The organism is Nitrosospira sp. TNL200 (genome assembly GCF_055386305.1).
The window spans coordinates 2589718-2612572 of sequence record NZ_AP041003.1; the positions used below are offsets into that span (position 1 = coordinate 2589718).

General features: G+C 55.6%; 23 protein-coding genes and 4 tRNA genes. 10 read left to right on the forward strand and 17 right to left on the reverse strand.

Annotated features, from left to right (window positions below; all coding sequences use genetic code 11):
• Positions 1–48: 48 nt before the first annotated feature.
• The 13 genes from rplL to ACZ5CE_RS11815 all read right to left on the reverse strand — a co-directional run bounded on the left by rplL (position 49) and on the right by ACZ5CE_RS11815 (position 6456).
• Positions 49–429, reverse strand: coding sequence for a 50S ribosomal protein L7/L12 (gene rplL, locus ACZ5CE_RS11755; RefSeq protein ID WP_464575095.1), 381 nt, complete (start codon positions 427–429; stop codon positions 49–51).
• A gap of 64 nt (positions 430–493) precedes the next feature.
• Positions 494–1018 carry a 50S ribosomal protein L10 gene (gene rplJ, locus ACZ5CE_RS11760; RefSeq protein WP_464575096.1) on the reverse strand — a complete coding sequence of 175 codons (525 nt, stop codon included), beginning with the start codon at positions 1016–1018 and terminating at the stop codon, positions 494–496.
• A 318-nt stretch (positions 1019–1336) separates the two neighbouring features.
• Positions 1337–1468, reverse strand: coding sequence for a hypothetical protein (locus ACZ5CE_RS11765; RefSeq protein ID WP_464575097.1), 132 nt, complete (start codon positions 1466–1468; stop codon positions 1337–1339).
• Positions 1469–1542: 74 nt separating this feature from the next.
• On the reverse strand, positions 1543–2235 hold the full coding sequence (gene rplA / locus ACZ5CE_RS11770; RefSeq protein WP_464575099.1) for a 50S ribosomal protein L1: 693 nt from the start codon (positions 2233–2235) through the stop codon (positions 1543–1545).
• Between the two features lie 2 nt (positions 2236–2237).
• On the reverse strand, positions 2238–2669 hold the full coding sequence (gene rplK, locus ACZ5CE_RS11775; RefSeq protein WP_464575100.1) for a 50S ribosomal protein L11: 432 nt from the start codon (positions 2667–2669) through the stop codon (positions 2238–2240).
• 100 nt (positions 2670–2769) lie between these two features.
• Positions 2770–3303 (reverse strand): transcription termination/antitermination protein NusG, encoded by a 534-nt coding sequence (gene nusG / locus ACZ5CE_RS11780; protein ID WP_464575101.1) that lies wholly within the window; start codon positions 3301–3303, stop codon positions 2770–2772.
• Positions 3303–3647 (reverse strand): preprotein translocase subunit SecE, encoded by a 345-nt coding sequence (gene secE, locus ACZ5CE_RS11785; protein WP_464575102.1) that lies wholly within the window; start codon positions 3645–3647, stop codon positions 3303–3305. Before secE ends, nusG begins: the two co-directional genes overlap by 1 nt.
• 164 nt (positions 3648–3811) lie before the next feature.
• Positions 3812–3887, reverse strand: a tRNA-Trp gene (locus ACZ5CE_RS11790).
• Positions 3888–3976: 89 nt separating this feature from the next.
• Positions 3977–5167, reverse strand: a complete 1191-nt coding sequence (gene tuf / locus ACZ5CE_RS11795) for an elongation factor Tu (protein WP_464575088.1) — start codon at positions 5165–5167, stop codon at positions 3977–3979.
• Between the two features lie 50 nt (positions 5168–5217).
• Positions 5218–5292, reverse strand: a tRNA-Thr gene (locus ACZ5CE_RS11800).
• A gap of 108 nt (positions 5293–5400) precedes the next feature.
• Positions 5401–5474 (reverse strand) — tRNA-Gly (locus tag ACZ5CE_RS11805).
• 182 nt (positions 5475–5656) lie between these two features.
• Positions 5657–5741: transfer RNA gene (locus tag ACZ5CE_RS11810), tRNA-Tyr, on the reverse strand.
• 250 nt (positions 5742–5991) lie between these two features.
• Entirely contained in the window at positions 5992–6456 is a 465-nt protein-coding gene (locus ACZ5CE_RS11815) for an FKBP-type peptidyl-prolyl cis-trans isomerase (RefSeq protein ID WP_464575103.1), read from the reverse strand.
• 562 nt (positions 6457–7018) lie between these two features.
• Between ACZ5CE_RS11815 and ACZ5CE_RS11820 the strand changes: the two genes are divergently transcribed.
• Entirely contained in the window at positions 7019–7471 is a 453-nt protein-coding gene (locus ACZ5CE_RS11820; protein ID WP_464575104.1) for a YbaN family protein, read from the forward strand.
• Between the two features lie 19 nt (positions 7472–7490).
• Here the strand turns inward: ACZ5CE_RS11820 and ACZ5CE_RS11825 are convergent, their stop codons facing one another.
• The 3 genes from ACZ5CE_RS11825 to ACZ5CE_RS11835 all read right to left on the reverse strand — a co-directional run bounded on the left by ACZ5CE_RS11825 (position 7491) and on the right by ACZ5CE_RS11835 (position 9719).
• Positions 7491–8180, reverse strand: coding sequence for a YiaD family glycine zipper/OmpA-like lipoprotein (locus tag ACZ5CE_RS11825; RefSeq protein WP_464575105.1), 690 nt, complete (start codon positions 8178–8180; stop codon positions 7491–7493).
• Between the two features lie 158 nt (positions 8181–8338).
• Positions 8339–9250 carry a site-specific tyrosine recombinase XerD gene (gene xerD, locus ACZ5CE_RS11830; RefSeq protein WP_464575106.1) on the reverse strand — a complete coding sequence of 304 codons (912 nt, stop codon included), beginning with the start codon at positions 9248–9250 and terminating at the stop codon, positions 8339–8341.
• Positions 9237–9719: a methylated-DNA--[protein]-cysteine S-methyltransferase gene (locus tag ACZ5CE_RS11835; protein WP_464575107.1), complete on the reverse strand. Its 483-nt coding sequence runs from the start codon at positions 9717–9719 to the stop codon at positions 9237–9239. The genes xerD and ACZ5CE_RS11835 overlap by 14 nt, the downstream gene beginning before the upstream one ends.
• Positions 9720–9986: 267 nt before the next feature.
• On the opposite strand from ACZ5CE_RS11835, the gene ACZ5CE_RS11840 reads away from it, so the two are divergent.
• From ACZ5CE_RS11840 to ACZ5CE_RS11880, 9 genes are all read left to right on the forward strand, one after another.
• A complete protein-coding gene (locus tag ACZ5CE_RS11840; RefSeq protein WP_464575108.1) occupies positions 9987–11498 on the forward strand; it encodes a leucyl aminopeptidase in 1512 nt (503 codons plus the stop codon).
• Between the two features lies 1 nt (position 11499).
• Complete coding sequence (locus ACZ5CE_RS11845; RefSeq protein ID WP_464575109.1) at positions 11500–11925, forward strand: DNA polymerase III subunit chi; 426 nt, start codon at positions 11500–11502, stop codon at positions 11923–11925.
• Between the two features lie 83 nt (positions 11926–12008).
• Positions 12009–12371: a hypothetical protein gene (locus ACZ5CE_RS11850; RefSeq protein WP_464575110.1), complete on the forward strand. Its 363-nt coding sequence runs from the start codon at positions 12009–12011 to the stop codon at positions 12369–12371.
• A gap of 156 nt (positions 12372–12527) precedes the next feature.
• Positions 12528–15545 carry a valine--tRNA ligase gene (locus tag ACZ5CE_RS11855; protein WP_464575111.1) on the forward strand — a complete coding sequence of 1006 codons (3018 nt, stop codon included), beginning with the start codon at positions 12528–12530 and terminating at the stop codon, positions 15543–15545.
• Positions 15546–15667: 122 nt separating this feature from the next.
• Complete coding sequence (gene adk, locus ACZ5CE_RS11860) at positions 15668–16321, forward strand: adenylate kinase (RefSeq protein WP_464577504.1); 654 nt, start codon at positions 15668–15670, stop codon at positions 16319–16321.
• Positions 16322–16516: 195 nt separating this feature from the next.
• The gene (locus ACZ5CE_RS11865; protein ID WP_464575112.1) at positions 16517–17776 is read left to right on the forward strand and encodes a 6-phosphofructokinase; all 1260 of its coding nucleotides are present in this window, start codon (positions 16517–16519) and stop codon (positions 17774–17776) included.
• 138 nt (positions 17777–17914) lie between these two features.
• Entirely contained in the window at positions 17915–19948 is a 2034-nt protein-coding gene (locus ACZ5CE_RS11870) for a sodium-translocating pyrophosphatase (RefSeq protein ID WP_464575113.1), read from the forward strand.
• 78 nt (positions 19949–20026) lie between these two features.
• Positions 20027–20425, forward strand: coding sequence for a GlcG/HbpS family heme-binding protein (locus ACZ5CE_RS11875; protein ID WP_464575114.1), 399 nt, complete (start codon positions 20027–20029; stop codon positions 20423–20425).
• A 469-nt stretch (positions 20426–20894) separates the two neighbouring features.
• Positions 20895–21956 carry an AI-2E family transporter gene (locus ACZ5CE_RS11880; protein ID WP_464575115.1) on the forward strand — a complete coding sequence of 354 codons (1062 nt, stop codon included), beginning with the start codon at positions 20895–20897 and terminating at the stop codon, positions 21954–21956.
• A 45-nt stretch (positions 21957–22001) separates the two neighbouring features.
• Here the strand turns inward: ACZ5CE_RS11880 and ACZ5CE_RS11885 are convergent, their stop codons facing one another.
• Positions 22002–22823: an SDR family NAD(P)-dependent oxidoreductase gene (locus ACZ5CE_RS11885; RefSeq protein WP_464575116.1), complete on the reverse strand. Its 822-nt coding sequence runs from the start codon at positions 22821–22823 to the stop codon at positions 22002–22004.
• Positions 22824–22855 lie beyond the last annotated feature (32 nt).

Here is a 22855-nt window from a genome sequence, read left to right on the forward strand (position 1 = left end):
CCTGACGGTGTTTCGAAAACACCGTCAGCTGGCCTTGATCCACGAAGCTTACTTGATCTCGCTGGTGGCACCGGCTTCGGTGAGTTGTTTCTGTATTGCTTCGGCATCAGCTTTTGAAACGCCCTCCTTAACCGCCTTTGGCGCTCCATCCACCAGATCCTTCGCTTCTTTCAGTCCAAGACCGGTGATCGCCCGTACCACCTTGATGACGTTGACCTTGCTTTCGCCTACGGTCTTCAGAATCACGGAAAACTCGGTCTGCTCCTCCACCACCGGGGCCGCGGCTCCGCCTGCGGGCGCTGCGCTTGCAACAGCCACTGCAGCAGCCGAAACACCAAATTTGTCCTCCATTTCCTTGATGAGCTGGGATAGCTCCAACACCGTCATGTTTGCAATTGAATCCAGAATTTCTGCCTTGCCTACAGCCATGATTTTCTCCTGATATAAAGCGTTCTAATATGGATATGCCGGGGATTGTGTGACCAAGCCGGGGTCAGGCAGCCTGCTTCTGATCGCGAACGGCTGCCAGGCCGCGAACGAAACGTGCAGGCACTTCGTTCAGCGTCCGGACGAAATTGGCAACCGGAGCCTGCATCGTGCCCAGCAACTTGCCAAGCAACTCATCCCGCCCTGGAAGCGCGGCAAGACTCGCAATCTCTTTGCCGTTCATCACAAGGTTCGCCATCGCGCCTGCCTTGATCACAAATTTGTCGTTACCCTTGGAAAACTCATACAGCACTTTTGCCGCAGCCACGGGATCGCTCCCGATGCCGTAAGCAAGAGGGCCCACCATATGCTCCGATAGCGCAGCGAATGGCGTATCCATAACGGCACGGCGCGCCAGCGTGTTTTTGAGAACACGAAAATATATTCCCGACTGGCGCGCTTTCGCACGTAGCTGAGTCATATGCCCCACCCCAAGCCCGCGATATTCCGCAATGATAATGGCTTGGGCGTTTGCCACCTGGGCATTGATTTCGGCGACTACCGCCTTCTTTTCCTCTAGATTTAGACTCAAGATACATTCCCCATCAGTTAAATGTGATATCGAGTTTTGGACTGATGCGATAATATTCGCCAACCCATACCCGATCCACGAACCGGCGACCTTCGATCAGGATCTGAATCTGTTCCTGTTTTGGGGCACGCCATCTGCGTTGGGCGTTCAATCGAAAAAGAAACGAGATCCATATAGCCAATATATTTAACTCTGTTCGATCTTTTCCGTTTTACAATTAAGTTTCGAGCGACAGTCTTCGACCAGCCTGGCAGCCAAACAAGCAGTTCGCAACCGAATTGCTTTCCCAGCTTAAGTCCCGCCAAAGTCCATCGGCTTTCAACCCCGACGGTCTTTGATAACCTGCCGGATCGCTATGACATCGTCCGGCAGCCCAAAGTCTTGCAAATACTTCATATCCGGCACGACGATGTGAAAAGCACCCGCATTTCCGCAGGCAAACAGCCACATTCGACACCGCCATTCCAACTCGTCCGGGCAAATCCAGGCGATCTCCGGAAGCTACCTGTTACCCGTTTACCCTGTTACCTTACGGTGGTCTGGTCCACTCGAACTCCAATGCCCATCGTGCTGGAGACCGAAATTTTCCTGAGGTAGACGCCCTTGGACGTGGCCGGCTTTGATTTGTTGAGCGCATCCACCAGCGCCAGTATATTTTGCGTCAAGGCGTCCACACTGAACGAGGCACGGCCAACGGTGCACTGCACGATGCCACCCTTGTCGGCCCGGTATTGCACTTGCCCAGCCTTTGCATTTTTTACCGCGGCCACCACATCCGGCGTTACCGTCCCAACCTTCGGATTGGGCATCAATCCGCGGGGACCGAGTATCTGCCCCAATTGGCCAACGATGCGCATCGCATCCGGACTGGCAATCGCCACATCGAAATCGATATTCCCTGCCTTGATCTGTTCGGCCAGGTCTTCGAACCCGACGATGTCGGCGCCCGCTGCCAGCGCGTCTCTGGCCTTGTCACCTTGTGCAAATACCGCGATCCGCACCGTTTTGCCTATGCCCGCTGGAAGCACAACCGAACCGCGTACCGCCTGATCCGACTTTTTTGCATCGATACCGAGATTCACCGCCACGTCGATCGACTCATCGAATTTCGCAGTCGCGGTTTCCTTTATGATGTTGAGCGCGTCCGGCAACGGATAGGATTTGCTGCGATCCGCCTTTTCCTTGATTGCCCTGTAGCGTTTGGAAATATTGCTCATGCTTATACGCCCTCCACTTCCACGCCCATGCTTCTGGCGCTACCGGCGACAGTGCGCACCGCTGCATCCAGGTCAGCTGCAGTCAGGTCAGGCATTTTTGCCTGAGCAATTTCTTCGGCCTGTTTTCGTGTCAATCGGCCCACTTTATCCGTATGCGGCTTGGGACTCCCCTTGCCCACACCCGCAGCCTTCTTGATCAGCACGGTCGCCGGCGTGGTTTTCATGATAAAGGTGAAGCTCTTGTCGGCATATGCGGTAATGACGACAGGAACCGGCAGACCAACTTCCATTTTCTGCGTCGCGGCGTTGAACGCCTTGCAGAATTCCATGATGTTAAGCCCTCGCTGACCGAGCGCAGGCCCGATCGGCGGACTGGGATTAGCCTTGCCTGCTGCCACCTGCAGCTTGATATAACCAACTATCTTCTTTGCCACGATAAGCCTCCCGTTGGGTGCAAGCGAACGCGATAGCGCTCTCCCCGATAAACAAAATTAACAAAGCCGAACCGATTCCTTCCGTACCTGCCTCTGGTCATCAAGCCTTCTCGACCTGGCTGAAATCCAGCTCGACCGGTGTAGGCCGGCCAAAAATCGACACGGATACCCTCAGCTTGCTTTTATCGTAATTAACATCTTCCACGTTGCCGTGAAAATCAGTGAAGGGACCCTCCTTGACACGCACGGCTTCTCCCACCTCAAAAAGCACCTTGGGCTTGGGCTTTTCCACACCTTCCTGAATCTGATGAAGGATATTCTGAACCTCCTTCTCGCTGATCGGTGTGGGCTTCATGGCGGAGCCACCGATGAAACCGGTAACCTTGGCGGTATTTTTGACCAGATGCCACGTCTCATCCGTCATTTCCATCTCGACCAGTACGTAGCCGGGGAAAAACTTGCGCTCGCTGAGGTTCTTCTGCCCCCCCTTCATTTCAACCACTTCTTCCACCGGAACCAGTATCTGGCCAAACTTGTCCTCCATCTCCGCGCGATGGATTCGTTCCTTCAGTGCGCGCTGCACACTTTTTTCGAATCCGGAGTAGGCATGAACCACAAACCATTTCTTATCCACTACCCCTCCTGGCCCATGAGATATTTCACCGCCAACAATAAGCCCGCGTCCACCAGCCACAGGAATATGGCCATTATCAGCACAAACGCGAAAACGACGGCAGTGGTCTGGAGCGTTTCCTTCCGGCTCGGCCATACCACCTTGCGGGTTTCTTCCGAAGACTCCCTGCTGAACGCATAAAACTGCTTGCCCGCCGCAGTAAACGAGACTACTGCAGCTGCCAGTGCGAGACCTGCCAATACCGATATCACGCGAATAACCATGGCACTATCGCGTAGATAGTAGAAACCGGCGATTCCTGCAATCAGTAACAGAAAAGCCAGGCCTAATTTGATCTTGTCCACCACTATCTCACTCTGCCTTTATGCCCCGCCAGTAAAAAAACGACGCCAGGGCTGCGTTTACGCAAACGTCCGATCTGGCGGATAGATAACGATTCAACTGGATGGGCATTATGAAATATTGCTTTCATCGAAACACGTTATGATTAATTCTTCTTATCTTATTTTGGCAGGCCAGGAGGGCATCGAACCCCCAACCTTCGGTTTTGGAGACCGACGCTCTGCCAATTGAGCTACTGGCCTGTATTTCCTTCGAAAGCAAAGATAAAAATCAGCAAGTTCACTTGCATATGGACTCAGGAAAGCAAGGAAGCGTAACGACCACCTCCGCGTTACTCTATAATTTTGGCCACGACGCCGGCGCCGACGGTTCTGCCGCCTTCACGAATGGCAAAGCGCAGTCCTTCTTCCATGGCGATGGGCGCAATCAGGTTGACCGTCACCGATACATTATCCCCAGGCATCACCATCTCGGTCCCCGCCGGAAGTTCGATCGCACCCGTCACATCGGTGGTGCGAAAATAAAACTGCGGACGGTATCCCTGAAAAAAGGGGGTGTGCCGCCCGCCTTCTTCTTTGCTCAGCACGTAGATCTCGGCCGCAAACTTGGTGTGCGGGGTGATCGTCCCAGGTTTGGCCAGCACTTGCCCGCGTTCGACTTCTTCTCGCTTGGTCCCGCGCAACAGAACGCCTACGTTGTCTCCAGCCTGTCCCTGGTCCAGCAGCTTGCGAAACATTTCCACTCCGGTACACACGGTCTTGATGGTGGGCTTCAATCCAACTATCTCGATTTCTTCCCCTACCTTGACTATCCCGCGCTCTACCCGCCCGGTCACCACCGTGCCTCGCCCGGATATGGAAAATACGTCTTCCACCGGCATCAGGAATGCGCCATCAACCGCACGCACCGGCTCGGGTATGTAGCTGTCCAGCGCATCCGCAAGCTTGTATATGGAGGGCTCGCCTATGTCGCTCTGGTCTCCTTCCAGGGCCTTCAGGGCAGATCCAATCACAATGGGGGTGTCATCCCCGGGAAAACTGTACTTGGACAGCAATTCCCGCACTTCCATCTCTACCAGTTCCAGCAGTTCGGCGTCATCAACCATGTCCGCCTTGTTCATGTACACCACAATGTAGGGCACCCCTACCTGCCGCGCCAGCAGTATGTGCTCGCGTGTCTGCGGCATCGGACCGTCCGCAGCCGATACCACAAGTATGGCTCCGTCCATCTGCGCCGCACCCGTTATCATGTTCTTCACGTAGTCGGCGTGCCCGGGACAGTCCACGTGCGCGTAGTGCCGGCTCTTGGTCTCGTATTCCACGTGCGCCGTGTTGATGGTGATCCCGCGCGCCTTCTCTTCCGGCGCCGAGTCTATCTGTGCATAGCTCTTCGCCTCCCCTCCAAATTTCTTCGACAAAACCATCGTGATCGCCGCCGTCAGCGTCGTCTTCCCATGGTCCACATGACCTATCGTCCCAACATTCACGTGCGGCTTCGTCCGCTCAAATTTACTCTTCGACATGAGATTCCCCCCTAAGGCTTTTTACGTCCAATTTGTCATCTAAATACCTATGGAGCCCATGGCCAGGATTGAACTGGCGACCTCTCCCTTACCAAGGGAGTGCTCTGCCACTGAGCTACATGGGCAAGCATCTTTCTGCCAAAAATGCCTTTGCAAAAACCAGTTCCGCAGAAACTTGCAATAACTTTCCGGGGATCTTTTACTTTCCTTCAAGCTCGATGCCTGGAATCAGTTGGAGCGGGTGAAGGGAATCGAACCCTCGTCGTAAGCTTGGAAGGCTTCTGCTCTACCATTGAGCTACACCCGCTTCTGGGAATCGCTTTGGATCAAAGCAAAATAATCACCTTCCACTGGATCGTCACTGCATCTTCCCAGCATCCTTGTCCGGCATCTCAGATCGCGCAGGAAAGCGCTCCCACCGCATTTACCGCGAGAAACCGGCCAACTCTGCTGTTTCCAATAAAATTTCTGCTACTTTCTGCTACTGTCTGGTGGAGGGGGAAGGATTCGAACCTTCGAAGGCAGAGCCGTCAGATTTACAGTCTGATCCCTTTGACCGCTCGGGAACCCCTCCAAACGAAACCTCTAATTGTGAAGGGTTTAATCCCGCAAGTCAACGAGGATTTTAGGGTTACTTGCAGGAAAGACAGAATGCCTCGCGACACATCGAGGGGAAGCTGGCGCAACGAAACAGTGGCATTGATTCCAGGAATGGATGGAAATAAGGAAAAAATTATGGCTGTGCGAGCCGGGTGATTTCCGCCATGCAGCAACTCATGCCTCATCACGAACTGCGAACCAGCGGAGACTTGTTCAGCGCTTCCTTAATGGGTAGGACCTGGCTTGAGCCCAAGCAGCTCGACATCAAAAATCAGGGCGGCATTCGGCGGTATGACGTTACCCGCGCCTCGGGCCCCATAAGCCATCTCGGGCGGCATGATCAAGGTACGCTGTCCGCCCACTTTCATGCCTGTGACCCCTTTGTCCCAGCCTTTAATGACTCGCCCCGCTCCGAGCAGAAAGAAAAAGGGCGATCCGCGGTCCCTTGAACTGTCGAATTTTGCACCTTTTTTATCAGCCGCGCTGGGATCATAAAGCCAACCGGTATAGTGAACCTCTACCGTTTTCCCAATGATTGCCTCCTCCCCGGTACCGATTTTTGTATCCTTTTTTATCAGTTCAGTCACCTTGTTCGCTCCTTGCGCAGTTTCGGAAAAAGCTTCGGCAGGCAGCAGAATCACGCTCAATATCACTGCCACCAGATTGATCAGCTTGCTTGCTCTAGACATGGCTACCTCGAATGTTGATTAATGTTGCTCGCGGCCGCAGCGATTGCGATTTACGCCGGACAAGCCCGGTTAAATTAAGGAAGCGCTGAACAAATCCTCGCTGAGCACGTTGCTGGTAAAATCGGGATGATCATAAGGCGCGCGACGCAGGTCGTAGTTTGAACTACGATGCCAGAGCGCGCCAAAGTATACATGAGGCGCCAATAGCCCGCTACGGGGTCGCATCTTCCTTCGGAAGACACTGCTTGCTCCGCCCTGCGCGGTCGCACCATTCGCGTCGTCGCCTTTCGCGCATCATCCCGCAAAGCCGCCGTCGCGCCAGCGGAGATTTATTCAGCGCTTCCCTAAGTCCGGTGATTCTGAAACCGGCCTCGCAGCCGTTTCATATCCTGCTTTACCGCCATGGTCTCCGGCTCACCCGGCTCATTCGGTATCATCCGTTCCCCGTATCCCGGTATTATACCCATTACAGCCCGAAGCGGCAGCAGGCTACCCCAACGACCCCCAAGCCGGCGGCAGCAACCCGATAACGACAACGCCGATTTCAACCGGAATCAAACCCATGCCGGAGCAGGTGAAGGTGAATAAAGAAATAAATGAAGCGCAGGAACCGGCATCCGTTCGCTTGCATGATTCCCGCCTCATGCGCTCCTTCTACCTTGCGGCCGGCTTCGCAGCGCTCGCTCTGGCGGTGGCTGGAGCGTTGCTGCCGGTATTGCCGACCACTCCCTTTTTGCTGCTCGCTGCCGCTTGCTTTGCGAAAAGCTCGAAACGATTCCACGACAAGCTGCTGGCCAATCGCATCGCCGGCCCGATCATACGCGAATGGACAGCCCATCGCAGCATCCGGCGGGAGGTCAAACGCTGGGTGTACGTGCTAATGGCCCTGTCATTCGGCTCATCCATTCTGGTCATGCCCACCCTATGGCTTCAGGTGATGCTCGCCGTGCTGGGTATCGTTTTGACGTTCTTCATATGGCGCATACCGGTGCGGGACTCGATTTCCGATTCGTGACATCGGCAGAGGACTAGCCTCATTGGGGCGCTGCCTGCTGGGGTGCTGCCTGCTCCGCGACAAAAATTTCAACGCGCCGGTTTTGGGCCATGTGCGCCGGTGTATCATTTGCAACAATCGGTTCGGCGGAGCCGCGCCCATCGATGTTGATGCGATAGGTCGACACACCCCGGCTCACCAGGTAATCGCGTGTTTTCGACGCCCGGTTGAGGGAAAGCGGCAAATTTATCGCATCGGTGCCGGAACTGTCGGTATGGCCGATGATGGATACCTGGGTGCCCGGATTGGCCGTGAGGCTTTGCGCAAAATTATCCAGTATCGACCGGAAATCCGGCCTGATTTCAGCGCTCCCCTTATCAAAAGAAATATCGCTCGGGACGTCCAGCTTCAGGCGGTTATCCGAAGTCTTGGCCACCTTCACCCCTGTTCCCGCGGTCGCCTGCTCCATTTCCTGTTTCTGCTGCTCCATTCGCCGGGACCAGACGTTTCCTGCAATGGCGCCCAATCCGGCACCCGCGGCCGCGCCGATGGCCGCGCCTGTTCCCTTCCCTGCGATAGCGCCAATTATTGCGCCCGTGCCCGCACCGATCCCTGCGCCAATGGCGGTATCTCTCGTCCTGCTGCTCTGCATTTCAGGTGTCGCGGCACACCCGCCCAGCACCAGCGCTGCGGCAACTGTATTAACAACTACTGAAGATTGTCTACGCATGGGTCCTCCCCTGTTGTAAGGCTTACTATCAGTCATCCCGAGCAATGATCGCACGACACCAAAACCCTCTCCTATATACTTTGCACTTTCTACTTTGCACTTTCCAGTATCCTCATCCGCAGGATCGACAACAGCTCATCCATCCCACCCCGTTTCCATCATCCCCGTGGATGATGCATAGCATGAATCTGTTTGAGCCGCTCGCGCGCCACGTGCGTATATATCTGAGTAGTGGAAATATCCGCATGCCCGAGCAGCATTTGCACCACCCGCAGATCCGCGCCGTGGTTGAGCAAATGGGTGGCGAAGGCATGGCGAAGCGTATGAGGGGACATGTCTCGGCTGATGCCCGCGGAGGCGGCATGCCGCTTGATCAGATGCCAGAAGGCCTGGCGTGTCATGGAGCAGCCGCGAGAAGTCACGAACAAGGCATTGCTGGTTTTTCCTCCCAACAGACCAGACCGGATATCCCTGGCATAGGCGGCGATCCATTCCATCGCTTCCTCGCCCAATGGCGCCAGTCGCTCCTTACCTCCCTTGCCCAGGACCCGTACCACCCCAGCGTTAAGATTTACTTGCCCGATCTCCAGATTGACCAATTCGGACACCCGCAGCCCGCTGGCATAAAGCATCTCCAGCATCGTCCGGTCGCGCAAACCCAGGGGTTGTGTTATATCCGGCGCATTGAGCAATGCTTCAACCTCCGTCTCCGTCAGACTGACTGGCAGATGACGGGAAAGTTTTGGCATGTCGATATTAAGGCTGGGATCGGTTTGAATCCGCCCCTGGCGCAACAGGAAACCGTAAAACCGCCTCAGGCTCGAAAGTTCCCGGCTGGTAGTGCTGGCCTTGATCCTGCCCGAAACCCTGTGGGCAAGAAACTCAAGCAGATCGGCGCGCGTCACTGCTGCCAGGGAGCCATCGGCCGGATTCCGTTTCACAAGCCATGCCCCGAACTGGGTCAGGTCGCTGCGATAGCTCTCCAGCGTATTCGGGGAAAGACCATCCTCCAGCCATAGCGCGTCGAAAAAAGCATCCAGCAGGCGCGAATCAGACTCAGCCAAGCTCATGATTCAGAAGCCACTGCTTGATGGAAAGAGGCATCCCATCGCTCGCATTCATAAAACCCCCGAGTCCGCCATTCTTCGCAATGACGCGGTGGCAAGGAATGACGATGGGCAGCCGGTTTGCACCACACGCTTGCCCCACTGCACGCGGAGCCGATTTCAGTTCCGCAGCAATATCCGCATAACTTCGCGTTGTACCGCTGGGTATGGCTTCAATGGCGCGCCATACCCGGCGCTGATGAAGGGTGCCTCCAATATGGAGCGATAAGTCGAATACGAAACGCGGGTCGCGCACGTAGGCCGACAACTGAGCGCACACCTCCTTCGCGAGCGCTCCTCGCGGCCCCATTGGCGACGTATCCAGCGGCAGGTACTCGATATCCGTTACCCAATCTTCATCGATGCGAATACCGAGTACCGCAAATGGCGTAGGAAGCCTGGCCTGATAGTCATCCTCCGGCTTTACTTTCAATGGGACTCCTTTCTGCTCATCACATCCTTGTTCAAGCTTCTGGTAGTGCGACGGCAACATGGCGAGGATTTATTGGAGATTTCTCAATGCCTGGGACTTTGACTTTATGCAAACAGAACAGCGATAATCCTCCTGAGGAAGCCCTGAACAAGTCTCTACCACCCAAGCCTCCACCATCGCGCCAGTGAGGACTTGTTCAGGACTTCCCCAAGCTTGAGCCAGTTGATCCATTTCCATTATCGGCCACCAGGAATCAAGGAGCGGACAGTGAAATTTAGCATAAAAAAAGGAAACCCGGAAAAACAACGCAGCTCCTGCATTGTCGTGGGCGTATTTGAATCAGGCGAACTGACGCCACCAGCGGAAGCGATGAACAAAACTGCAAAAGGATACATAGACAACATTCTTGGCCGGGGCGATTTTGATGGGAAGGCCGGGTCAACGCTGGTACTGCACAACGTACCCGGTACGCAGTGCGAGCGGCTGCTGCTGGTCGGGTTCGGCAAGGAAACGAAACTCGATGACAAGATCTATCGCGACGTCATCCGCGGTGCGTTCCAGGGCCTGAGCGAGACGGGCGCGGAAGATGCCATGCTGTTCCTGACGGACATACCCGTGGAAAATCGCAATGCCGCCTGGAAGATTTCCCAGACGGTAATACTGGCTCAGGAAAACAGTTACCGCTTCAACCGCCTTAAAAGCAAGATCGATGAAACCGGATCGAGACTGCGCAAGCTCGTGTTGGCAGCCTCCAGTCTCGACCATGAAAGCGTTGCCGCACAGGAGAACGCCCTGCAGCAGGCTTTCGCCATCTCCGAAGGAATCAACCTGGCGAAAGATCTCGGCAATCTCGCTCCAAACATTTGCACTCCAGCCTATCTGGCCAAGCAGGCCGTGACCATTGCCAAAAATCACAAGCTCAAGGTCACTGTTCTGGAGCAAAGGGATATGGAAAAGCTCGGCATGGGTGCGCTGCTTGCGGTGGCGCAGGGAAGCCGCCAGCCGGCCAAACTGATCTCGCTGGAATATTGGGGAGGCGCAAAGAAAGAAAAACCGGTCGTGCTGGTGGGAAAAGGAATTACTTTTGACACGGGCGGTATTTCGCTGAAACCGGCTGCGGAAATGGATGAAATGAAATACGACATGTGCGGCGCTGCAAGCGTGCTCGGCACAATTGCCGCAATCGCGCAGATGCGTCTGGCAATCAATGTCGTGGGCATCATTCCCACTACCGAGAACATGCCCGGCGGAAACGCCACCAAGCCCGGCGACGTGGTCACCAGCATGTCGGGGCAAACCATAGAAATACTCAATACCGATGCAGAAGGCCGCCTGATCCTGTGCGACGCGCTCGCCTATGCGCAGCGCTATGAACCCCAGGTGGTGATCGATATCGCCACCCTTACCGGCGCCTGTGTCATCGCACTTGGCCACGTCGCATCCGGACTGCTGAGCAATGATGATGAACTGGCGGAGGAATTGCTGCTGGCATCCAGGCAGGCATCTGATCCGGCATGGCGGCTGCCTCTATGGGACGACTATCAGGAACAATTGAAAAGCAACTTCGCCGACATGGCGAACATCGGTGGACGCGCCGCTGGCACCATAACCGCTGCCTGCTTTCTATCGCGTTTTACCGGCAAATATCGATGGGCCCATCTGGACATAGCGGGAACAGCCTGGAAATCAGGCAAGGAAAAAGGCGCGACGGGCCGTCCGGTACCGCTGCTCACGCAATTTCTGATCGCCCGAACTAAGGAAGGAAATCGCCACCCGTGACATGACTGAAATCGATTTCTACTCCGGTACGGGAGACAAGCTCAACATTGCCTGCCGCCTGGTTGCGAAAGCATACCGGAAGGGTCGCAGAGTCATGATTTACACCTCTGACGAGAGGCTCGCGCAGCGCTTCGACGAGCTTCTCTGGACGTTTGCGCCGACCGACTTCGTTCCTCACTGCCGATCCGGGGACAAGCTTTCCGAAGTGACAGCTGTCATAGTCGGCAACGAACCGCCGGATGGGTTGCACAACGATGTACTGATCAATCTCGATATGGAAAATCCACCTTTCTTCAGCCGGTTCCAGCGCTTGATCGAAGTTACCGGTTCGACACCGGAAGATACCCAGGCGGCACGGAAACGCTATCGGTTTTACCAGGACCGGGGCTACCAGATCCGCCACCATAGAGTCGATGTGCATGATTGAGTTCGAACCTTTCAAATCTACAATGTCCATACTCACATACCCGGAGCAGGCAACCCACCATTCACATTTCGCATGGATATCCGATGACAACCGATGATGGTCCCTCCTCAGAAACCGAGTATGACAGCATCCTGAACAAGCTTGACGCGCTATTGCACAAGCACCAGGGCAAGCCCCAATCTCCGGTTGGAAGAGAAGTCGAGTCCCTTCACAACATCATTCCCGGCGGAATCCCGACAGCGGACACATTAGGCGCGGCCGGCAATATCCCTACCCTTACCGAAGCGGTAATGCTGACCTCAGGGATGCTGTCATCGCAGTCCGGCATTACGGCGATACTCGCGCAAATCGTCGATTCCGCGCTCAAGGATGCGGGAACCACGCTCGACGCCGACGCGCGCAAAGCCCTGGTCGAGGCCCTGGAGTCCCGTTTATTCGGTCTTTAGCCGCCTGGCCCGCTGGAATCCCGGTAACCAGGCAGCTTGGTATCTCCGTATCCCACTTTCTCCCCGGCTCCCATGCCGCAGGCCGCTTCCGGGCCTGCATCGGCATTCCGGTCTTCCGCTATAATTCGTGCCTTTCTCCGATCCCGTCCTCCCATCATGGAACTCGAAAAAAGCTTTAATCCCGGCGCTATCGAAAGTTACTGGTATCCGCATTGGGAATCCGCTTCCTACTTCAAACCCCAACCCCATGACGAAGCCAGCGGCAAAGCTTCTGCTTATTGCATCATGTTGCCGCCGCCCAATGTAACCGGCACGCTGCATATGGGGCATGCGTTTCAGCATACCCTGATGGATGCACTGACCCGCTATCACCGCATGTGTGGCGACAACACCTTATGGCAGCCAGGCACCGATCATGCCGGCATTGCGACGCAGATCGTGGTGGAACGCCAGCTGGACCAGCAGCATATCCGCCGGCGCGACCTGGGACGGGAAGCATTTCTCGAGCGTGTATGGGCATGGAAAGAGGAGTCCGGGTCCACTATCAGCCGGCAAATGAGAAGACTGGGCGCATCCTGCGATTGGTCGCGCGAACGGTTTACCATGGATGCGGGCTTATCCCGTGCCGTAACGGAGGTTTTCGTTCGTCTTTATGAGGAAGGCCTCATCTATCGGGGCAAGCGGCTGGTAAATTGGGATCCCGTGCTGCAGACCGCGGTATCCGACCTGGAAGTGATATCGGTGGAGGAGGAAGGTTCTCTCTGGCATATCCGGTATCCGCTGGTGGAACCGGACGAAAAACATGGTATGACCCATGTCGTGGTGGCGACCACCCGTCCCGAAACCATGCTCGGCGATGTGGCGGTCATGGTGCATCCGGATGACGAAAGATACCGGCATCTCGTGGGTAGAAAGGTGAGTTTGCCGATATGCGAACGGCCCATCCCCATTCTTGCGGATGACTACGTGGACCGGGAATTTGGCACAGGCTGCGTAAAAGTGACGCCTGCGCATGATTTCAACGATTACAAGGTTTGGGAAAGGCACCGTGCCCAGCTACCGGGCGGGATTTTTTCGATTTTCACGCTGGATGCGAGGGTCATCGATAACTCTGCCATGGCAGCGGGCTCCGACTGGCAACGATACGTCGCTCCCAATCAACATGACCATAGAATCGGACCCGTCGGAACACAACCGCTAGCCTCAGATATCGGTATCCCCCAGACGTATTGGGGCCTGGACCGTTTTGATGCCCGCAGGAAAATTGTCCTGGATCTGGAAGCGCAAGATCTGCTGGCCGAGACCCGGCCCCACAACCTCATGGTGCCCCGTGGCGACCGCACCCACGCGGTCATTGAACCGATGCTGACGGACCAGTGGTACGTGGCGATGGAAGGGCTGGCCAAGCGAGGGCTCGATGTGGTGGCGAATGGAGAAATCACCTTCGTTCCCGAAAACTGGCGGCATGTATATGACCAGTGGCTGGAAAGCATCCAGGACTGGTGCATTTCCCGCCAGTTGTGGTGGGGGCACCGGATTCCGGCCTGGTACGACGAGGACGGGAACATTTATGTGGCGAAAACCAAAGAAGAAGCGTATCAAAAATACTTCGAATATCTTATGAAAGCTGCCAGCGGGTGGCCCCTGTATGATGAAATCCCCTCATTGTTTGCGATGAGTAAATTTGATTGCGGCATTGAGCAAATAGAACAACGTGCAGGAACAACTGGAATCCCTCTTCTGCGTCAGGACGAGGATGTCCTGGATACCTGGTTCTCATCCGCGCTCTGGCCATTCTCCACGCTGGGCTGGCCTGAACAAACACAGGAGCTCGAAACCTTTCTTCCGACTTCGGTCCTGATTACAGGATTCGATATCATTTTCTTCTGGGTCGCCCGCATGGTCATGATGTCGACGCATTTCACCGGCAAGGTCCCATTCCGGGAAGTCTACGTGACGGGACTGATCCGCGACTCGGAAGGCCAAAAGATGAGCAAATCCAAAGGTAACGTGCTCGACCCGCTCGACCTCATCGATGGCATCACGCTGCCGGCGCTGATCTCCAAGCGCACGACCGGACTGATGAACCCGAGGCAGGCCGAATCCATCGAAAAGATCACGCGCAAGCACTTTCCCGAAGGCATTCCCGCGTTCGGGGCCGATGCGCTGCGCTTTACCTTTGCCAGCCTGGCCTCTCACGGGCGGGATATCAAATTCGACATGCAGCGCTGCGAAGGCTACCGGAATTTCTGCAACAAGTTATGGAATGCCACCCGCTATGTGCTGATGAATTGCCAGGGCGAAGAGGCAGGGGTGACGACGGATCCGAACCATGATCCATCCTTCGCCCGTTCAAACGCCGACAAGTGGATCGTCAGCCGTCTGCAAGCGGCGGAGGCAGCGGTGGAACAGGCTTTTCACGACTACCGCTTTGATATAGCGGCACGTGAAATTTATGAATTTGTATGGGATGAGTATTGTGACTGGTATGTGGAGTTTGCAAAGGTACAACTCCACAGTGGAGACCCTGAGGCACGCCTTGCCACCCGCGATACGCTGACGCGGGTACTGGAAGCAACCCTGCGCCTTGCGCATCCGATTATCCCGTTCATTACCGAAGAGTTGTGGCAGAAGGTTGCGCCCATGACAGGGAAAACAGGCGCAAGCATCATGATCCAGCCGTATCCTGCAGCGGATTCTTCGAAAATGGATGATGAAGCAACCCGGCGCATCGTTTTACTCAAAGAGGCGATCAATGCCTGCCGGACGCTGCGCGGAGAAATGGGTCTTTCTCCCGCATTGAAGGTCCCGCTCCTGGCAGCGGGAGACAGGCAGACACTTGCCGAATTCACCCCGTACCTGATGGCATTGGCGCGATTGTCCACCGTCGAAATCATGCCCGGTGAATTGCCCCGCGCGGAAGCCCCGGTGGCAATTGTGGGTGAACTGAGGCTGATGCTGAAAATTGAAATAAACATCAGTGAGGAATGTGCCCGCCTGGCAAGGGAAATCGCTCGCGTCGAAGGAGAAATCAGCAAGGCGCAAAACAAGCTGGCCAACGCAAGTTTCATCCAACGAGCCCCCGCAGCCGTGGTGCAGCAGGAGAAAGAACGGCTCGCAAGTTTCGAGGCGACCCTGGAAAAGCTCCAGGAACAATTGCGCAAGCTGCGCTGAGCGCAGGAAAAGCTTCAGGTATTCAGGCTGGCTGCGCTATAATCCTATAATTTATAATAGACGGTGGTGTCTCTCACCTTCTCCGTGCAGCCGGTGAGGGTTTTATGGGATAAGGGGGAATAATCATAATCATCCTGTTGGGCGGGCCTGGCGCGGGAAAAGGCACGCAGGCAAACTACATCAAGGAACGCTTCGGTATTCCGCAGATTTCAACTGGCGACATGTTGCGCGCCGCCGTCAAGGCGGGGACTGAGCTTGGCATGATGGCAAAGAAAATCATGGATGCAGGAGGTCTGGTTTCCGACGATATCATCATCGGCTTGGTCAAATCGCGTATTGCGCAACCGGATTGCAGGAAAGGGTTCCTGTTTGATGGTTTTCCTCGCACGATCCCTCAGGCGAATGCGATGAAGACCGCCGGCGTCCCGATCAATTTTGTGATCGAAATCGATGTATCCGACGACGAGATCATCAAGCGCCTGTCCGGCCGCCGTATGCATCCGTCATCTGGCCGCAGCTACCATGTCATATTCAACCCTCCCAAGATGGCTGATGTGGATGATGTAACAGGAGAGCCGCTGATACAGCGCGACGATGACAAGGAAGAAACCGTCAGAAAGCGCCTGGAAATCTATCACGCCCAAACCAAACCATTGGTAGAATACTATTCCAAATGGTCGACTGCCGGCGGCCAGGGCGCGCCCAAATATGTCAGAATCGCGGGCGTCGGATCGGTTGAAGGAATCCGTGACAGCATTTTCGCGTCACTGAAATAGCTTCAGTTACGCTTCCCGGCGCATCTGGTGGATCTTGGCGATACCGCCTTTTTTCGCGAACGGAGCCACTCGCATCGGCAAAGGGCCAATACCCGCGCTGATGGCGCGTTGTCCTGCCCGGACTGCGGCGCAGCGGCGGCAGGCTGCTCACGTTTCGGGAAAATGAGGGAGATTTAACAATCTGGAGAGGGTCATATGGCAGCAAAGAACGCTTTTTATGCTCAGTCCGGTGGCGTGACCGCCGTTATCAACGCGTCCGCAGCCGGGGTTATTGAAACCGCACGCCAGCAACGTGGAAAAATAGGCAAAATTTATGCCGGCCGTAACGGCATCATAGGAGCGCTGACCGAGGATCTGATCGATACCGGCAAGGATTCCCTGGCGGCCATCAAGGCCTTGCGGCATACGCCGTCGGGCGCATTCGGTTCCTGCCGCTACAAACTGAAAAGCCTGGAGCAGAACCGCCGTGAATACGAACGCCTGATCGAGGTATTCAAGGCGCATAATATAGGCTATTTCTTCTACAACGGCGGCGGCGATTCCGCCGATACCTGCCTCAAGGTCTCACAACTTTCCGACACGCTTGGCTATCCCATTCAAGCCATTCATGTTCCCAAGACCGTCGACAATGATCTGCCCATTACCGATTGCTGCCCGGGATTCGGTTCCGTAGCCAAGTACATCGCCGTATCGACGCTCGAGGCAAGCTTCGATGTCGCCAGCATGTCGAAGACATCGACCAAGGTATTCGTGCTGGAGGTCATGGGGCGGCACGCGGGATGGATCGCAGCGGCTGGCGGTCTGGCATCAGGCAAGGATTGCGAGATTCCGGTCGTTATCCTGTTCCCGGAGATACAGTTCGACAAAGCCAAGTTTCTGGCCAAGGTGGACAGTTACGTCAAAAAATTCGGCTACTGTTCGGTGGTAGTATCGGAAGGCGTGAAAGGAGAGGATGGAAAGTTTTTATCCGACCAGGGCGTCCGCGATGCTTTCGGCCACGCCCAACTGGGCGGCGTTGCGCCGGTGGTGGCGAACATCGTCAAGGAAGGCCTCGGGCTCAAATACCATTGGGGCGTAGCCGATTACTTGCAGCGCGCCGCCCGCCATATCGCGTCGAAAACGGACGTGGAGCAAGCCTATGCCATGGGAAAAGCAGCCGTCAAATTTGCCATTGAAGGCCATAACGCGGTGATGCCGACGATCGAGCGCCTATCCAGCAAGCCCTACAAGTGGAAGGTCGGCATGGCTCAGCTCTCGAAGGTCGCCAACGTCGAGAAGCTGATGCCCAAGAATTTTATCAGCAAGGATGGCTTTGGAATCACGGACAAATGCAGGGAGTATCTTGCGCCCCTTATCAAGGGCGAAGATTATCCTCCGTACAAGGACGGATTGCCCAGCTATGTACGCCTGAAAAATAAAGCAGTGGAAAAAAAACTGGATGATTTCACCCTCTGAAGAGTCGTGCCTCGGGCAGCATGGGCAGCAACGTACTGCCAGGCCCGCCCTCGACTCGGAAACAGGCGCTTAATGCGAAATTATGGGATCGGAATTTCGTATGCGTTTTTGGCCGGTCTGACTTAACTGGAGATTTTAATGGGTAATGGTTTAATCATCGCGATCGGTTGCGCGATGGCGGCACTGGTGTATGGAATGGTTTCGATAAAATGGATCGTCGGTCTGCCCGCCGGTAACGAGCGCATGCGCGACATCGCCATGGCGATTCAGCAAGGCGCCTCCGCCTACCTGAACCGCCAGTACACCACGATAAGCATCGTAGGCGTCATTCTGCTCGTGGCCATTTTCGTGGCGCTGGGCTGGAAAACCGCCGTCGGCTTCGCACTTGGGGCGTTCCTGTCGGGCTTGACGGGCTATATAGGCATGAACGTATCCGTGCGCGCCAATGTACGCACGGCGCAGGCCGCCACACAGGGCCTCAACGCCGCGCTGGACGTCGCCTTCAAGGGCGGTGCAATTACCGGCATGCTGGTGGTGGGCCTGGGTCTTTTAGGCGTGGCCGGTTATTTTGGCGTGCTTATCGCCATGGGATCCTCCGAATCCGAGGCAATCCATGCTCTGGTCGGTGTGGCATTCGGCAGTTCCCTTATCTCCATTTTTGCGCGTCTCGGAGGCGGCATATTTACCAAGGGCGCGGATGTCGGCGCTGACCTGGTCGGCAAGGTGGAAGCCGGTATCCCGGAAGATGATCCGCGCAATCCGGCGGTCATTGCCGATAACGTCGGAGACAATGTCGGCGACTGCGCAGGCATGGCAGCGGACCTGTTTGAAACCTACGCGGTCACGATTATTGCCACCATGCTGCTGGGCGGATTACTCATCACCGATGCCGGACCGAATGCGGCGCTGTATCCGCTGGTATTGGGCGGCGTCTCCATCATCGCCTCCATTATCGGCTGCTACTTCGTTAAGGCGCGCGAAGGCGGCAAGATCATGAATGCACTCTATCGCGGCCTGGCGGTTGCGGGCGCGCTGGCCGCGGTGGCCTATTATCCGATTACCACCATCATGCTGGGCGATGGCGTGATGATCGACGGTAAGCTGGTAACTTCCCTGAATCTGTATCTTTCTGGCCTGGTTGGTCTGGCGCTGACCGCAGCGATGGTATGGATCACGGAATACTACACCAGCACGGAATACGCACCGGTGCAGCATATCGCCCAGGCATCGAGCACCGGCCACGGCACGAACGTTATTGCCGGACTGGGGGTTTCCATGAAATCCACCGCTGCGCCGGTACTGGTCGTTTGTCTCTCGATCTGGTGTACATTCGAACTGGCTGGACTCTACGGTATTGCCGTTGCAGCGACCTCGATGCTGTCCATGGCGGGAATCATCGTGGCGCTGGATGCCTATGGCCCGATTACCGATAATGCGGGCGGTATTGCCGAGATGGCGGGCCTGCCTTCCGAAGTACGCGACATTACCGATCCGCTGGACGCGGTAGGCAATACCACCAAGGCAGTGACCAAGGGCTATGCCATCGGCTCGGCAGGCCTGGCCGCGCTGGTGCTGTTTGCCGATTACACTCATGCGCTCACAACCGGCGGCAAGTCCGTCAATTTCGATTTGTCCGATCATATGGTGATCATCGGGTTGTTTTTAGGTGGGATGGTTCCCTACCTGTTCGGCGCCATGGCCATGGAAGCGGTCGGCCGGGCAGCGGGATCGGTGGTAGTGGAAGTGCGCCGTCAGTTCAAGGAGATTCCGGGCATTATGGAAGGCACCGCCAAACCGGATTATTCCAGAGCAGTGGATATGGTAACCAAAGCCGCAATCAAGGAAATGATACTTCCTTCGCTCCTGCCGGTAGCGGTCCCGCTCCTGGTGGGTCTCATGCTGGGTCCGGTAGCCTTGGGCGGGGTGCTGATCGGCGCCATCATCACCGGCATCTTTGTTGCCATTTCGATGACTGCCGGCGGTGGCGCGTGGGATAACGCCAAGAAATACATCGAAGACGGCCACTTTGGCGGCAAAGGCTCGGAAGCGCACAAGGCGGCGGTAACTGGCGACACGGTGGGCGATCCTTACAAGGATACCGCAGGTCCAGCCATCAACCCCTTGATCAAGATCATGAACATCGTGGCCTTGTTGATTGTTCCACTGATCTAGCCGGTAGCCGGCCAGGCACGCCAGGAAATATCTGGCGTGCTTTTTTTATGACGAGCCATTGATACCTCCTATATCCCTATGAACACCCGCATCACGCTCACCCTGGACGATGCAAAGAAGATCGCGGCTGCTTCCGAAGCGGAGGCCGATCGCAATGGCTGGCCAGTCGTGATTGCAATCGTGGATGAGGGTGGCCATCTTCTTCATCTATCCCGCCTCGATAACACCCAGCACGGCAGCATCGAGGTAGCGATACAAAAAGCCCGCGCCGCTATTGCATTTCGCCGCCCCACCAAAGTATGGGAAGAGCATGTGGCAGCCGGCCAGCTACGCTATCTCGGCTTGCCCGGAACCCTCCCCATAGAAGGAGGATTACCGGTCATCGTAGATGACCAATTTGTTGGCGCGGTAGGAGTGAGCGGCGTAAGATCTCACCAGGACGCACAAATTGCACAGGCTGGATTGAACGGACTGTAAATGCTGCATCAATCGTTCGTGCTCTTCCCAGGGAAAGAAATTATCTGACAGCGGCACGGGCGAGATGACGCTCGCTCTGGTTCGGGATGCCAAATTTTCCCAGGTTTGCTGCCGTATCCGACTGTTCTCTTTTCCTCATGCACTACTCACTTGAGCCCCAATTAAGGTAGGATAGCCTTTCAACCTGAATCCGGCGGTTGGACAAAGGTGGAGTGTGCGGTTTTTAGAGTGCGGGGCAAGGCGCAGCAACGCGCAGTGGGCACGATGGCCACAATGACCATTCCAGGGAGTTACAACGCAGCCATGTGCCGCAAAAATCGCGCAATCCGCCCTGTAGCGAACTCGCCATATCAAGTGAACGTCGAGTACCACGGAAAGTCTTTGTGGATCATGGTTCCAAACTAAAAAAGAGCGGTCAACTGCCGGATTCAGATTCAACAGGATTCTTCCCTTACATGTCCGGACTCACATGAATTCTTCGGAGTTTCAGCAAAAAGCTTTCGTGCTGCTGCTAGTGGTTGTCTCCCTGGCATTTATCTGGATATTGCTGCCATTTTATGGCGCCGTATTCTGGGGCTCTGTTCTCGCCATCATATTCACCCCTTTTTATCGCCGTCTGCTGGCGATGATGAACCAGCGTAAAAATCTTGCAGCGCTCACCACCCTGCTGCTCTGCCTGATCATCGTCATACTCCCGTTTACCTTCATGGCGGCAGCGCTACTGCAGGAAGGGTTGATGGTTTATCAACGCATCCGCTCAGGAGAACTGAACTTCGGTGCCTATTTCCAACAGATCGTGACGGCCTTGCCGCCCTGGATGAGCAGCTTCCTGGAAAATGTCGGGTTAAAGAATACATCCGAGTTAAAGGACATGCTGTCAAACGGCGCCTTGCAGGGAAGCCAACTGATTGCAACCCAGGCGCTCAGTATCGGGCAGAACACATTTGAGTTCATTGTTAGTTTCGGCATCATGCTCTATCTGTTATTTTTCCTGCTGCGGGATGGAGCCGTTTTGTCCGTCCGCATCAAACATGCAATTCCGCTCAGCTTGGAACACAAACGGCTTCTGCTCAGCAAATTCACCACTGTGGTGCGCGCAACGGTTAAAGGCAATGTCGCCGTGGCTGCGACGCAGGGCGCGCTGGGAGGATTGATCTTTTCGTTTCTGGGCATACAGGGAGCGCTGCTATGGGGATGCGTGATGGCTTTTCTTTCCCTGCTCCCCGCAGTGGGGGCGAGCCTCATCTGGGCTCCGGTAGCTATTTACTTCCTGTTCACGGGAGCGATCTGGCAGGGCCTGACCCTGACAGCCTTCGGCGTGCTCGTAATCGGATTGGTCGACAACCTCTTGCGGCCCTTGCTTGTCGGCAAGGATACCCAGTTGCCCGACTATGTTGTGCTCATCTCGACGCTGGGAGGGATGGTTCTTTTCGGTCTCAATGGTTTCGTTATCGGTCCCGTGATTGCAGCGCTTTTTATCGCTGCCTGGGATCTCTTTTCAGCAACCAGGGAGACGAACAAGGGCCAATGACAAGACTCGCCGTATTTACGCACCTTTTCCCTCGATCCCGGGTCTTTAAAATTTAAGTTTCATCTGCTGCCTGACCGCCCAAGCAAAAAGGCGAGCGCCAAAAAGCCACCGCGCCGCCACCGCCATTTTGGAATCGAGCGGCAGTGCCCGCCGTACTGGCGGGTTCGAGCTCGTCACGGCTTGCAATACCGCCTGCGCAATAATGGCAGGACCAGGGGATTGGGGTTCATTGGCCAGAAGGTGGCGCAGTCCATTGAGAATTTCATGATAAACCGTGGGATGCGCAATAGCATCGAGCAGCTGCAGTTGCCTGGGAACAAACTCCGTCCTGATCAGGCCTGGCGCAATCAGCACCACATCGATGCCCTGGTTCATCACTTCTCCGCGCACTGCATCGGTCAGCGCCTCGATCGCATGCTTGGAAGCAGAGTACCAGCCAAAACCGGGAGTTGTCATTTTTCCCATGGCAGAAGTCATGTTCACGATGCATCCCGATTTTCTTGCCCGCATATGCGGCAATACGGCTTGCATGAAGCGCGCATAGCCGAAAACGTTTACTTCGAATTGACGGTGCGCCGCTTCCATGGGCACGCACTCTATTGTTCCCAGTTGGCCAAAGCCGGCGTTATTCACGAGTATGTCGATTTTCCCCTTTGTGGATATGACATGGTCCACTGCCATCCGGATCGCCTCCCCATCAGTCACATCCAGCTGAATCGGCTCGATCTGGTCGCTGCGTATCTCTTCCAGCCGATGCAGGCGCCGTGCAATAGCAAATACGTAATAGCCATTCCGCGCAAGAAGCTCAGCCGTGGCTCTTCCTATGCCGCTTGACGCCCCGGTAACCAAGGCTATTTGCTGGATCATGCTCTTCTCCTTCCTCGTCTCTCTGACCGCGA